General features: G+C 51.6%; 12 protein-coding genes and 1 tRNA gene. 8 read left to right on the top strand and 5 right to left on the bottom strand.

The annotated features are described in order from the left end of the window. The first annotated feature begins 239 nt into the window (after positions 1-239). The 4 genes from LB462_RS12065 to LB462_RS12050 all read left to right on the top strand — a co-directional run bounded on the left by LB462_RS12065 (position 240) and on the right by LB462_RS12050 (position 3,618). Positions 240-794, top strand: coding sequence for a recombinase family protein (locus LB462_RS12065; RefSeq protein ID WP_224508129.1), 555 nt, complete (start codon positions 240-242; stop codon positions 792-794). 177 nt (positions 795-971) lie between these two features. Continuing rightward, positions 972-2,384: a hypothetical protein gene (locus LB462_RS12060; protein WP_224508127.1), complete on the top strand. Its 1,413-nt coding sequence runs from the start codon at positions 972-974 to the stop codon at positions 2,382-2,384. Between the two features lie 130 nt (positions 2,385-2,514). Further along, the gene (locus tag LB462_RS12055; RefSeq protein ID WP_224508125.1) at positions 2,515-2,796 is read left to right on the top strand and encodes a hypothetical protein; all 282 of its coding nucleotides are present in this window, start codon (positions 2,515-2,517) and stop codon (positions 2,794-2,796) included. 144 nt (positions 2,797-2,940) lie between these two features. Further along, positions 2,941-3,618, top strand: coding sequence for a hypothetical protein (locus LB462_RS12050; protein WP_224508123.1), 678 nt, complete (start codon positions 2,941-2,943; stop codon positions 3,616-3,618). 273 nt (positions 3,619-3,891) lie between these two features. On the opposite strand, the gene LB462_RS12045 is transcribed toward LB462_RS12050, so the two are convergent. The 3 genes from LB462_RS12045 to LB462_RS12035 are packed head-to-tail and all read right to left on the bottom strand — an operon-like array spanning position 3,892 to position 6,975. After that, positions 3,892-4,848: a hypothetical protein gene (locus tag LB462_RS12045; RefSeq protein WP_224508122.1), complete on the bottom strand. Its 957-nt coding sequence runs from the start codon at positions 4,846-4,848 to the stop codon at positions 3,892-3,894. A 13-nt stretch (positions 4,849-4,861) separates the two neighbouring features. Further along, entirely contained in the window at positions 4,862-5,752 is an 891-nt protein-coding gene (locus tag LB462_RS12040; protein ID WP_224508120.1) for a zinc metalloprotease, read from the bottom strand. Next, positions 5,749-6,975, bottom strand: coding sequence for a trypsin-like serine peptidase (locus tag LB462_RS12035; protein ID WP_224508118.1), 1,227 nt, complete (start codon positions 6,973-6,975; stop codon positions 5,749-5,751). Before LB462_RS12035 ends, LB462_RS12040 begins: the two co-directional genes overlap by 4 nt. Positions 6,976-7,100: 125 nt before the next feature. On the opposite strand from LB462_RS12035, the gene LB462_RS31435 reads away from it, so the two are divergent. After that, positions 7,101-9,179 (top strand): S8 family serine peptidase, encoded by a 2,079-nt coding sequence (locus LB462_RS31435; protein WP_224508116.1) that lies wholly within the window; start codon positions 7,101-7,103, stop codon positions 9,177-9,179. 535 nt (positions 9,180-9,714) lie between these two features. Here LB462_RS31435 and LB462_RS12025 read toward each other — a convergent pair. After that, positions 9,715-9,805, bottom strand: a tRNA-Ser gene (locus tag LB462_RS12025). A 169-nt stretch (positions 9,806-9,974) separates the two neighbouring features. On the opposite strand from LB462_RS12025, the gene LB462_RS12020 reads away from it, so the two are divergent. The 3 genes from LB462_RS12020 to LB462_RS12010 all read left to right on the top strand — a co-directional run bounded on the left by LB462_RS12020 (position 9,975) and on the right by LB462_RS12010 (position 12,541). Further along, entirely contained in the window at positions 9,975-10,502 is a 528-nt protein-coding gene (locus tag LB462_RS12020; RefSeq protein ID WP_224508114.1) for a hypothetical protein, read from the top strand. 235 nt (positions 10,503-10,737) lie between these two features. Then, entirely contained in the window at positions 10,738-11,733 is a 996-nt protein-coding gene (locus tag LB462_RS12015) for a BMP family lipoprotein (protein WP_209998481.1), read from the top strand. Between the two features lie 166 nt (positions 11,734-11,899). Beyond that, positions 11,900-12,541: a LysE family translocator gene (locus LB462_RS12010; protein ID WP_224508112.1), complete on the top strand. Its 642-nt coding sequence runs from the start codon at positions 11,900-11,902 to the stop codon at positions 12,539-12,541. On the opposite strand, the gene LB462_RS12005 is transcribed toward LB462_RS12010, so the two are convergent. Beyond that, positions 12,542-12,754, bottom strand: coding sequence for a SlyX family protein (locus LB462_RS12005; protein ID WP_209998478.1), 213 nt, complete (start codon positions 12,752-12,754; stop codon positions 12,542-12,544). Positions 12,755-12,810: the final 56 nt, after the last annotated feature.

Below are 12,810 nucleotides of genomic sequence, written 5' to 3'. Positions count from 1 at the left end.
TCTGCTCATCCGATTTATAATTGGAGTTGAGATGGCTAGCACGTCATACGGACAAGTGCGACTACTTCAGGGGAATGCGCACAGCTTCATCTGAAGAGCCCCTCCAAATTCGAGGCTAGGCCACACCTTCTCAAAATGTATACGTCTGAGACATTTTTCTCGTCCCTGCCATTGACTGTGTCTCAACTATGTCTCATAAGTGTTGTCTCAGATCGCCTAAGACCTTGGAGACACTAACCATGACCATCGTAGCCTATGCCCGCGTATCGTCCACCGGACAATCCCTTGATGTCCAGCTTGAGAAGCTCGGTGCGCTAAAGCCATCGAAGGTGTTTCAGGAGAAGCTGTCAGGCGTAGACCGGGATCGACCGGAGTTGACCAGGGCGATTGAGTATTGTCGCGAGGGAGACATCTTCGTTGTGACAAAGATCGACCGGCTTGCCAGATCAACGCGGGACCTACTGAACATCATCCATGAGTTGTCCGCGAAGGGCGTGGAGTTCAAGGTGCTGGATCAGAGCATCGATACAACCACACCCACCGGCAAGCTGACTTTGGGCATACTCGCGAGCGTCGCCGAGTTCGAAAACAACATCCGTAAGGAACGACAGGCTGATGGCATCGCCAAGGCCCGCAAGGACGGCAAGCAGCTCGGGCGGCATCCGAAGATGACCGACGAGACTGTGGTGACGATAAGGGTACTGAGGTCCAAGGGCGTCATGATTAAAGACATCATGAAAAACGTCGGCATGTCCAAGGCTTCGGTCTATCGAGCATTGGCCGAACCAACTTGAGGTCAGGCTGAAACAGCTAGTTAAATTGTAATGTTGGGTGTCGTCGCAGCACCATTTAGTGCCGTGATGTTCGTCTCTGCATTTCTGATCTGTCACTAATGAAGCGCTTAGCTTCCGAGACGCATGGCCATGGGTCTGGCAATGGTTGTCCAAACCTTCGGAGATTGGATATTGAGCATGGAGATAGAACTACCCTTCGACGGTTGCCTGATCGCGAAGACCAAGCCAGCAAGTGACCTTGTGGCTTATATCGTGGCCGATTACCTCACCAATGAGGAACCAAGGCGAGCACGAAGGCGCAACACTAGGGCTCACGCCCAACTCGTCGCCACCATTCAGGCTTTCATTCTTGAGGTCGTTCTGATCAGGCAGGAAGAGGGCCATGATGGTTGTATATTCATCACTGCCAACAACCGCATGTCGCGCTACCTACCTAAGACCATCACACTGGAGGCCGATAAGGTCTACAAGGAGTTAGGTCGTCTAGGCTGGCTGACTGTCAAACTTGGTACCAAGTACAGCACTGAGTTCAACGCTGCTCTCGGCAACCTTAAGGCAACCACCCTCGCCGCTTCAGACAAACTCATGGCCGCCGTGGAGCATTATCGCATCGACCGCCGTGACACGCGGACAGACTTCACCAACTCTGAAGTCATCCGGCTGAGTGATACTGAGAAGAACCGGCTTGGTGATGCGGTACGAACGAAGGCAGGAACCAAGACGACCTACCCTGTCGAGTACGACGACACTCCCGCCACCATCGCAGCCCGTAAGACAATGAACGCCATTAACGGTCTGCTTGAGACTGCTAATGTGGCTATCGTCGGCACTCGGTCTGTCAATGGCAACCGGCGCAAGCTGATCAGGCAATACGGGTGTGGTGACCTGTCCTTCACCAAGCAGGGTCGTATGTTCGGAGGCTTCTGGATCAACATGTCCAAGCGTGACCGGCAACAGTTCATCCGGCTTGACGGTGAAGAGATCGCTGAAGTTGACTTCGGACAGATGTACCCGAGGCTGCTCTACAACCACTTTGGCCAGCAGCCACCAGATGGCGACATGTATTGGTGCATTGATGGCTGTGAGACAGAGGATATGCGAGACGCTCTCAAGGTGTTTGTCAATGCCATGCTGTTCACTGACAAGTTCATGGTAGGTGCACCAAAAGGCACCGAGGTCTTGTTAGCTGTCCATGACAAGGAATGGTGGCGTAGTGCCATCGTAGAGGCCCATCCGTTGCTCGCTGAGTGCTACGGTGAGGGTCTGGGTCATGACCTGCAATGGCAAGAAAGCCAGATAATGACAGCGGTAACCTTACGGTTGCTTGAAAGTGGCATGGCTGCCTTACCTGTTCATGACGCAATGCTCTGCCCCAAGCCAAAAGGCAATCTGGTCAAGACCATCATGGAGGAAGAGTACCACAAGTTCACCGGCTTTCATGGCTCAGTAAAGATCGCCAACCCACCGACACCAAGACAGTTCATCGCTGACACCTCAACCGAAGTCTTACCATTGGTGACCCTTGGACCTGCTTCGCAAGGAGATAGAGAGGGTATCAGGTCTTCTTCACCACGGTTCACTGTGAAATAACTATGGAGCTCTTATAGGCTTGTTAGGGCTGTAAGGCATCCAGACTTCCATAATAGTAGAAATACCACCATCTTCGATTGGCAATGACGTCACCGGACCATGAAACCAACAAGCATAGGACCGCAACAAAATGGACAACAACGACTGCCCCTTTGAGCCCGGCACCCTTGACCACATTCCGCGTGTGACAAGTGGACCAAGAACAGATGACAAACCCATGGCCGCACAAGTGGCCAAGGGCAACGCAGACATGATACTCGACATGCCAAGGCTACTCCAACAGCGAAAGCATTTCTTCAACTGCTGGAAGATGAGCGTCAATGCCAAGAAGAGGGCAGCACACTTCCAGTGCCTACAGAACGTAAACAGCCTCATCGCAGAGATCGAGGCGCAAGGCCATGTGGCCGAGTAACCACCAGCAAGGGTTCACACAGTGACCAAGGCATCAAGGCTACCGCAACGTCGCTACGTTGCCTCCTGTCTGCTTGCAAACGCGGGGTGGCTAGTTGGTTGACCGTTGTAGGGTGAGAGAACCCATCTGAGGGGGCGTAAGACAATGAACTGGGCCAAGAAAAAGCAGCGCAAGGACGAAGTGAAGGCCCGCGCCAACGAGCCGAACTTCAGGTTCCACACCTGTCGTGTCGTGGGGTGCGGCAAACCTTCGAGAGCTGCCACACAGGACGGGCTGGACACATTCTTCTGTCGGTCCCATGCTGACCATCACAGTCGCCATGGCTCACCGTACAAAGCCTCCTATACTGCCAAGGAGCTCGCTCCCCATCGTAAGAGGGCACGAGCATGGCTGAAGGGGCATGAGGACGATCCGTGGGTCAAGAATGCGATTGTTCGGGTCGAGACGCTCTACAATGCGGCTGGGCCCCATGTTGAGGCCTTCCGGTTGCGGGGACTGTCACCGGAGGAACGCGCACGTGCAGCTTGGGCTAGGCTCCGGAAGGCTAAGATTGACCCACGACGAGTTCTTGAGGCGTCCCTTACCATCGCGCTTACCGTCCAAGCTGACCTTCAGCCTGACAGCAAGTCGGAATACCGGCGCGTTCAATTGGCGAAGCTAGTCCACAAGCTTTCATCTGGGACGCACAAGAAATGGACAGCAGGGGTCGAAGGGCCCACCGAGATGCATGTGTATCCTCGGTCGAGAGGACAGGTTCTCAGGCATATTGGCGCCCATGTCGACAAAGCGACAGAGCTTCTCGTTGAACACCATGGGTTCTAGGTCACCTACCGCGGCGCAGAAGGGCTTATCGGCAGCTCGGTCTATCATGACGAAATGGCTGCTGAAGCCATGGCAACACCGCAACGAAGAGTGGCAGCGATGGCAATCTCTTCTTAAGACTTATAGACAGACGGGACGTTACTGAGCTATTGGGCGCAGCATTGACTCCCGCAAGTTGTGAAGCCAGTTGGACATGCAAGCGCTGGGGCTGGTGCGCCGAGCAACACAACAACAAGAGCAACATATTTTATAATCTTCATTGTAGCCTCCCTATCAGCTTTCATATTGAACATTTATCAATCCATCCGACAACATTTGTTTCAGAACTACTGCCGCACCAATCTGACGCGAAACGTAGTCTCTTTTCCAATTTCCATCACTATTGTAGCCACCCGGCCTTCCGACGTTGCTGAAATTCCAGAGATACGTAGAGGGGATGTGGTGAAAATAATACCCAAATCCGTTATATTTTTCGAAGCGAAATAAAGTCATCTCAAGCGTCCATGAATCAGGATGCTTACCCGAAAACCCCTCCATATTTAACGCATCTTGGGCACTCGCTTTCCAAGCAGAAACCGGATCCCAAGGCTCATGCGGCCACGGCCTTGGTGGCCGATTCCTCGGCACATGCACGGTTAACGATCTTAATGGGTCTCCATTGTGCAAGTGCCCCAAAAAGTTGGCGCTGGCTTCCCGTAGGTGCAGGGTGGCGACAACGTGCCAAGGTACTCCAGTCAATTGTTCAACAGCGGTGTATTGATCACGATTTCTTTTTTTTGTGAGAAACTCGGTCCATCTTTTAATCTGCGTCAACTCAGCTGCATTTGGCCGACATTGTTCAAATTGTTGTCGATAAATAGTCTTCAAGCTGCCAAATGAAGGGGCCGCAGTCTTCCTGACCTTCGACTTCAATGCCCCGTTGAGCCGACTTAAAAGCATTCCACTGTCCGACGTGAGGCCGCCGGGTTGTCCACTGTCAAACCCCTTTTCCAAAGAGGCTTCAATAATATTTGCCAATACGTAAATCTTCTCATCGTTGCTCGGTAAAGCATTGGCCGCAGTTATGGGCTTGATCAAACCCGCGTCGGCGGCTCGTGATGCGATAGAAGCAAAGTCCAATGCGGTGTCCGGCCCCTTCGCAAAAACAGGGCGCGGCAAAAGCAGGCTGGCAACCCCTGCGCCCATGAGCCTCAAACTCTGTCGACGATTTGTTATGGGCTTGTACAGCATAAGAACCTCCCCGTTAGTTTGAATAGTATTTGCGGTGATCCCGTTTGTCGGACTTTGAAAGTTGGAATTCGGGTGAACCGCCACCATTACATATGTAATGCATTACGGAGTTGCGGGTGTAAGGACTGACCGGTTTCCAATTTGGGTCTTCCAAGCCATAGAATGAGCACTCCTTGACCCCCAAGTGGCTGTGCCGATATCCCAAAATGTGCCCGATTTCATGTCTCAGCATACCAATCTTGTTAAATTCTTGATCAGTAAAATACCCACTAAAAATCTTCAAAATACGAGTGGATTTGGGGTCTCCTGGAAATGGTGCAAGGGCCAGAAACGAGGACGGCGCTGGGTCATATTGAATTACGAATGTTACGTTGTCAGTTGTGGGGGCAGCGTCAAATTTTGGATTATGCTTTATCGACAATCCGCATTTACACGAGGTGACCCAAGGAACGGTGGCTGCTTCGAAGTTTCGGCGTACAATTTCATATTGTTTCTTGTCGAACGTCCGCTTATCGATCGCATACGTAAGTTGACGATGACCTATTGGCCATTTATCTGACACTCCTGCTCTTACCATTACGTTGAGTTCTGAATTCGGGCTAACCCGATTACTGCCGTCTTTTGATCCGTTTACACGCGCCCACACCTGTTTTGCCGTCAATCGAAGGTCGCCCTCTACAATATAATAAGGCTCGTGACCAATATCATATTGTACACTCGGCAGTTTGCGCAGGAACGCTTCAAATTCCGGATCATCCATTTGCTTTCCGGCAACCGCAGCAATGTCTTTCTGTGATACATCTGCTCGGACGCGTTCGGTCGGAAGCGCAGCCCAGGAAAGAATTATACCTACGGCGAATAAAGTAATAGTTAGTATTCGCCCAATTTTGGTTAGCGAGTTCATTGCTTATTTTCCTCGCAAAATTTATTCATGATGGATTTTGTATTGTTTTCACATGCGTTAGTAATGATTGGGGCGATGCGAACGGCCTCATTCACGGCGTCTAGTACCTTGCAATCTTTGTCTCTTTTAAAGCCCGCATGGTGAAGGCCAACCAGACGCTTAGTACTAGCGTCGAAAACAGGACCGCCAGACGCGCCGGGGTCGGTGTCGCAATTGTGCTCAAAGAAGTTCGGATCGTTATCTCCGCGTTGCACCACACTGCAGTTTTTACTCAACAGCTTCGGTAGCGAAAGCGCGTGATGGAGGACGAAAAGTTGGTTCGGTGCATTGGTTACGCTGATCGGCACAGCTGCGGGCAAGGATGAAAGTGAGGGGCCATTCGCCAGAGGTGATAACCTTAAAAGGGCGTAATCTAGTCCTTCATTTTGGGCCACTACGTCACCACACGCGAACTGCGACCGTGATGTTCCCTCATCCCATCGAAAATCCATCAGACAATTTGCACGAACTTCGTTGTTCCAGAATAATGCATGGTTTTGCCAATTTTGGCCTCCACAATGCCAATTGGTGAGAAACAAAGATTCTCCGACTAACACTCCGGAACATGACCAACTTTTCTGTTCGAAGGTTTGGGGGTCCGTCGATCCGGTGAGCAGCATTCCCACGGAATCTGCCAGGCGCAAAACGGCGGCGCCTCCTGAGGGATAGGGGCTGGCCCAACTGGGTTCTTTTCCCTGTATGGAAAACAGTCGCGTATCCTTGCTCTCCTTTGGGTATGCCGCCGCACCCGTAACCTTTATTTGTCCGTCACCGTCTTTCAGGCCCTCTACGTCAATCTCTAACTGGCTGGAGAGCAATCGCTCCGTAAACACGTTCTTGGAGGCGTCCGCTTGGCTGGCACGACGAATGATTGCAAGTGGTCGGCCTCGACTATCGCGCACTGTTACCAGCCAGTTGACCTCTGAATTTGTGTTGTCTGATAACTGCAGTCGCCAACTCGTTATATGGTCCCGAAAAGTATACCGGTCCGGGGAAATTGTAGTCGACTTCGCGTTAGCACTAAGAATAATGCCAGGGTCAATCCAGTAGCCAAATTCCAACGTGGACTCTCGCGCACTACAGTCGGAGGACGCTTCTTCAGCGCCATTTCCGACTGCCACAGTCGTAGACAATATTACTATGAGCGCAAATAAACGCTTAGAAGATGAAACGATACCGAACATCTTCTTCCTCCCCCCAGAGACGATAACCTATATACGGCGCCGAACAATCCAACTTGTCAAGATCACGCTTTTGTACTACATTTATTCCTTTGAATAAGCTGGGGTAATTCTGGGGGGGCAAGCACGTGAAATGTGTTTTTCTTGCTGTTCATATTATTGTATCAACTACGCTTATCGCTTTGACATCTTCCTTCGCTCAGTCCGAAGGACGACCAAGTGAAGGTGATACCTCCCACAGTTCTGGCGTGGTGGTGTCGTTTGATGGTGGCTTGGTCTCAACTAACTTATCACGCATTCTCGACTTGATCGAAGGTGCGGGCGTGACCATACCTACCCGCGCTCTAAGGCTTCAACCTGGAGGTTCAGTTTGCCAGCTGGTCCTATCAATGGGCTATCCGACGCCGTGCGAACCGTTTCTACCCCGTGTGGAGAAGTTGAACGGTCAATTCGCCGGTCGCTTCACAAACATCCCAGCGGATGCGTACATTCGGTTGCCTGAAATAGACTTGACTACGACGTGGCAAGAAAAATCATTTTACAGGATGGAAAATACCAAGAAATATCTTGATGGCGTTAAGCAAAATTGGGCCTCTTCATCTCCTGTGATACTTCCAGACAACGATGAATACGTACGTTCGTTTCAGTATTCTCGGTATCGCGCGTCCTTTACAATATCGGACTTTGCGCTGGCTCAGAAGGTATACCTCCTGATATTGGAAAGCGATATTCCCAACACGACCGCCAGTCTTCGTGGCCCCGAATCTTCGACAGTAACTTTGCACTCGCCAATCGATAAGGGTACTGTAGAAACTGCCTGCAAGAGCGGTGCTCTCTGGCCGGAAGTAAACTATATCGATCTTTTTGACAGCGACCCGGATGTTGATGAGTTTTATAAAATCGCTCGCGATCAGGGTGCAAAGAGCGACCCTGTTCCAATTCATTTGATGGATGGTCCGCTTGTTGAATCTGGTAATCTGTTTCCAGTCTTCGGGAGCACGGTAAAATTCGAAACGATCAAAAATCACGACTGTAAGTGGAGTGAGCCTTTTGTACAGGAGCGCGATCACGCCAATCTTTTGGCCGGAATAATTGCAAGTCAAGCAAACACAGGTTTCGTCGGAATATGGCCGAACGTGTCCTTCAGTTCATTTGACATTGTTAAGAAGGATCCCGATCTAGAAGCGCATGTTATGAATCATCTGTCGGGGCTTAACCCCTCACTCGACATATACTTATTTGCATCGGAACTTAAAGTTAACGCGGGCCCGCGTGGATTCAGCAACGAAAACAAACGATTCCGAACAGCCGCGGGCTCCGTGATTCGTGGGTTCACAAACATCATCGTCACTGCAGCGCCCTTCGATAGCGATGGGCCGGTCACGCTAGATGCAAAGTATGGCAATTTTCCTCAGACATGGGGGGACTACGACAGTGTTATTGTAGTGTCATCATGTGAAGACTGTAGACGTGACTTGGCGACTCTTTCGGAGAATGCTGCCGTCTCTGAGAGTGATGGCTCGGCTGTAAAGTTTGTCCATGTTGCTGCCCCAGGCGGCGAATATATTACAGGTTGGATAAATAATTCATCGGTAGCCACCACACAAGGTGGGACTTCCCAGGCCGCTGCCTCGGTGGCAGCAGTTATATCAAGTATGATCTCCGCTTATCCTTTGGTTTATAAGAAGCCCGTCTTCATCAAATATCGCATTCAGGTATGCTCGTATCCACTAAACGCATATCGCGACGGCGTTGATAACCTAGACTTCGGTAAGATTGCGGCGGGCGTGGTCGATCCTAAGGTGTGTATGCTCGATCCCTTAAAGACATGGATCAAAGTTGGTCACAGTTGGAAAAGCGTAGATTTCGCGGCTTGGTCCAAAGAATCCAATTTCGGCACGCACCTTGATCCATCCAACATTCTCCGCGTCGTAAAAATGCCAGGAAAGTTGGACGGGGAGGCGGAGTGGAGGATCTATTCAACAAGGATGTCAGACGACCGCCGCGAATTCGACGCTGGTAGGGGGATGGGCGCCATAAAACAATCGCGCGACGTCGAAATATCAGCCGACACGAAATTCACCACGTGTGATGGTCAGGAATATGACTTGTTGGAACTAAACGACTTTATCAAAGCGATCGACACTAGACCGTCATCGTGTCCGAAAACATCATCGATTAGATCAAACGACAACGCTTTGAACTAGGGGGGAATCGAATGTCTCGATACTGCAACAATTTGATTGTGGCGGTTATGGCTGTCACGCTATGTGCCTGCACGCATACGGACTTTCAATCAGAAGCTGATAAGGTAGTTAGCAGAATTAAGATATTGTGCAAATATCGTGCTGATGCGGGGCCTATTGTAAAAATTCTTTCAAAGGGCATTCCTGGTCTAAGCACTGTCGATGGCGTGGCAGACGCTGTGTGTAGTGAGTTTAAGACTGGCGCAGCAGGTGGACTGAAAGGGGCTCCAATCGTTGGTGGAGTTAAGGTCACTGGCGCCCCACTGTAAATTTGCTCTCGAGGCCTTGATTCATCGCTTGGAGTGGTGGCCTGCTCTGACTAGGATAAGCGTTAGTTTTGAGATCGCGCTGCCTTCCTACCTAATCCGTCCTGTCCTCGACTTTTGATCACGCCTTCGACGATCGAAAATATTGGTCTAAGTGATTGGTCCAAGTCGAACAGGACTATACCGGTAAGGTATTGATCTTATTAATACAATTGCTTTATAATGATGAGTGGCGGAGAGAGCGGGATTCGAACCCGCGTTACGCTTTTGACGTAAACACACTTTCCAGGCGTGCGCCTTCAACCACTCGGCCACCTCTCCGCAATACGGCCGGCATCTGGCCGGTCGGGTTGTTTTACTGCAGCCGGAAAAACCGGCTTCAAGAGCACCGTCAACCATCGGTCACTCATATCTGGATAGACACGCGACACCCGTCGATGGTTAGCCGACAGCGACCCCGTGCGGCGCGCACTATAGTCAGAACAGACACTTGATCAACACCTATTTCAACATAATCATGCTTTGTGTGGATTTGCCGGATTTCCCGTTGAAATTGCTGGGAATTTTCTCGAATAATTCATCGTATCCCGTCAAAATGCCGGTAAAAGTGAATTCATGTGGCCTTGATCCGGCGCTACCATGTTATTCCATCAGTGAGAGACCCGGCCGTGTTGCCGTATTTTTGGAGACCATTGTGATCCGATTTATGTTCAGGCTTCTCGCCTATATCGCTTTGAGCCTGGCTATCATTGCCGCTGTTCTCGATGCAGCACGTTCCGTCGGGGCATCGCAATTGACCATGACATCGCTGCAGGAAAGCTGGCAGTCTATTTCCGCCTCCTCGCTCGCCCTCGCCGAAACAAGCATCAAAACCCACATATACCCTATACTATGGGACCCTTTGATGCTTTGGATTCTTGAGGCGCCAACCTTCGTTATTTTCGCGCTGCTCGCATTTCTGTTCTATGCGATGGGGTATAAACGCGAGAACAGGGCCGGTCGTTTCGCCGCCCGTTGAGCATCCGATGCCTGTGGCCGGTATTTCACGTCCCCGCTAGATGCGAGAACGATCTAACAGACTGACTTGACTGTATTTTTGGAGGATCTTTGACCAAGAGGCAAAATTCCGCGTGAATTTTGCCTCTTGGCATGCAAGATTGCTTCCGGGGCGGCTGGGGAGTGACCATCCGCAACGATTTTAAGGTTCGACAGAAGTTGGACCTGCTCAACAAAATCCAGAGGGTTGGTATCAAATGAAGCGTATTGTTCTTGGTCTCCTGGCTGCCACAGCAATGTCCGTCTCGGCCTTTGCTGCGGATGACAAGCCGGCCGTCATTTACGATCTTGGCGGAAAATTCGACAAATCCTTCAACGAAGCCGCGTTCAATGGTGCCGAAAAATATACGGCCGACTCCGGCGTCAAATATCGCGAGTTCGAAATCCAGAACGAGGCGCAGCGCGAACAGGCTTTGCGCAAATTCGCATCGGATGGCAATTCCCCGATCGTTATCGCGGGTTTCTCCGCCGCTGCCGCGATCGAAAAGGTTGCTGCGGAATTCCCGGACACCAAATTTGTCATTATCGATGCGGAAGTTGACAAGCCGAACGTGCGTTCCGTTGTGTTCAATGACAATGAGGGATCCTATCTTGTTGGCGTGATCGCGGCAAAATCGTCGAAAACCGGGACGGTCAGCTTCATCGGCGGTATGGACGTTCCGCTCATCCGCAATTTCGGTTGCGGTTATGTTGGCGGCGTCAAGGCTACAAATCCTGACGCCAAGGTAATCCAGAACATGACTGGCGATACGCCTGCGGCATGGAATGATCCGGCCAAGGGCGGCGAAATCGCCAAGTCACAGATCGATCAGGGTTCGGACGTGATCTTCGCGGCTGCGGGCGGCACGGGCATCGGCGTTCTGCAGACGGCTGCCGACGCTGATAAATTGGCAATCGGCGTCGATTCCAATCAGAACGGCTTGCATCCGGGCAAGGTTTTGACCTCGATGCTCAAGCGTGTTGACGTTGCAACCTACAACGCCTTCAAGGATGCTGCGGATGGCAAGTTCACAGCCGGCGTCAATGTTCTCGGCGTCAAGGAAGGCGGCGTCGACTATGCGGTCGACGAGAACAACGCCAAACTGATGACTGACGATGTCAAGAAGGCTGTCGAAGCTGCCAAGGCGGATATCATTTCCGGCAAGGTCAAGGTTCACAGCTATTTCTCGGACAATGCCTGCCCGTACAAATAAGCTTTGCTGGAGCAATTCCAGGAAAAGTGGGAACCGGTTTTCCGTTCGGAATTGCGTAAAAACAAAGAGTTAGGGCAATTCCAAAACGGAATTGCCTAGTCATTGAAACCGCCGGTCATAGGATCGGCGGTTTTCGCTCGAAGATTGCATGAAAGGAGAATGCCCCATGACAGCAGTTGCCGTTCTTTTCAGCATCCTCGCCACGATTTTTATTGGCGCGATGAGCCCCGGCCCAAGCTTCGTCCTTGTCTCACGCGTTGCCGTCGCATCGTCACGAACTCACGGTCTCGCTTCGGCTTTGGGCATGGGTCTGGGCGGCGCCATATTTGCGGCGCTCGCCGTCCTCGGCCTAACGGCATTGTTGATGCAGTTCGAGTGGCTCTACCTTATTCTCAAGCTGCTTGGCGGAGCCTATCTGATCTACATCGGTATCCGCATCTGGCGCGGAGCGTCTGAACCACTAACGACGTCAGATGCCGGCGGAACAGCGAAAGCCATAACGGTTCAACGCGCGTTTTTCCTCGGGCTGATCACACAGCTTAGCAACCCCAAGACGTCGATCGTCTATGCCAGCATCTTCGCCGCTCTCATGCCGCCTTCGCCGCCGCTATGGCTGCTGTTAGCGTTGCCGCCAATGCTGTTTTGCGTCGAGGCCGGCTGGTACGCCGTCGTCGCCTTTGCTTTTTCAGGTTCGCGCGCGCGGTCTGTCTATATCCGGCTAAAACAGTGGATCGATCGGGGCGCGGGCATGGTGATGGGAGCGCTAGGCATCAAACTTATGGTCGAAGCGCTGAAGGCCAAGCCGTAATCAGTAGTGCGGCGGTTTGGTGACGGGAACGTCAGGCGCCGTCTGCTCCTCCAGAACCAGAAATCGATCCGTCAGTGCGTCGAGCTTACGGCGCATGGCCTCGATCACTTTCCATTGCTCCGCGATCTGGCCGGAAAGCTCCTCGACGGTTTTCTCTTGCTCCGTCACAAGAATTTCGAGGCGGGTCAAGCGCTCCGGGTCGTCGGCTGTCATTGCTCGTCTCCATCTTCCACTAGCTTGTCTATTCTTGTGTTTCTTGACTGGAAAGA

The organism is Phyllobacterium chamaecytisi, assembly GCF_020164455.1.
Classification (GTDB): Bacteria; Pseudomonadota; Alphaproteobacteria; order Rhizobiales; family Rhizobiaceae; genus Phyllobacterium; species Phyllobacterium chamaecytisi.
The sequence above is the reverse complement of the archived record's forward strand: the minus strand, read 5'-3'. Positions and strand labels throughout refer to the sequence as shown.

Excerpts from the sequence above, each read along its gene's own strand:
- LB462_RS12055 (WP_224508125.1), top strand. The coding sequence starts at position 2,515 with ATGGACAACAACGACTGCCCCTTTGAGCCCGGCACCCTTGACCACATT.
- LB462_RS12005 (WP_209998478.1), bottom strand. The coding sequence starts at position 12,754 with ATGACAGCCGACGACCCGGAGCGCTTGACCCGCCTCGAAATTCTTGTG.
- LB462_RS12035 (WP_224508118.1), bottom strand. The coding sequence starts at position 6,975 with ATGTTCGGTATCGTTTCATCTTCTAAGCGTTTATTTGCGCTCATAGTA.
- LB462_RS12060 (WP_224508127.1), top strand. The coding sequence starts at position 972 with ATGGAGATAGAACTACCCTTCGACGGTTGCCTGATCGCGAAGACCAAG.
- LB462_RS12045 (WP_224508122.1), bottom strand. The coding sequence starts at position 4,848 with ATGCTGTACAAGCCCATAACAAATCGTCGACAGAGTTTGAGGCTCATG.
- LB462_RS12040 (WP_224508120.1), bottom strand. The coding sequence starts at position 5,752 with ATGAACTCGCTAACCAAAATTGGGCGAATACTAACTATTACTTTATTC.
- LB462_RS12010 (WP_224508112.1), top strand. The coding sequence starts at position 11,900 with ATGACAGCAGTTGCCGTTCTTTTCAGCATCCTCGCCACGATTTTTATT.
- LB462_RS12050 (WP_224508123.1), top strand. The coding sequence starts at position 2,941 with ATGAACTGGGCCAAGAAAAAGCAGCGCAAGGACGAAGTGAAGGCCCGC.
- LB462_RS12015 (WP_209998481.1), top strand. The coding sequence starts at position 10,738 with ATGAAGCGTATTGTTCTTGGTCTCCTGGCTGCCACAGCAATGTCCGTC.
- LB462_RS12065 (WP_224508129.1), top strand. The coding sequence starts at position 240 with ATGACCATCGTAGCCTATGCCCGCGTATCGTCCACCGGACAATCCCTT.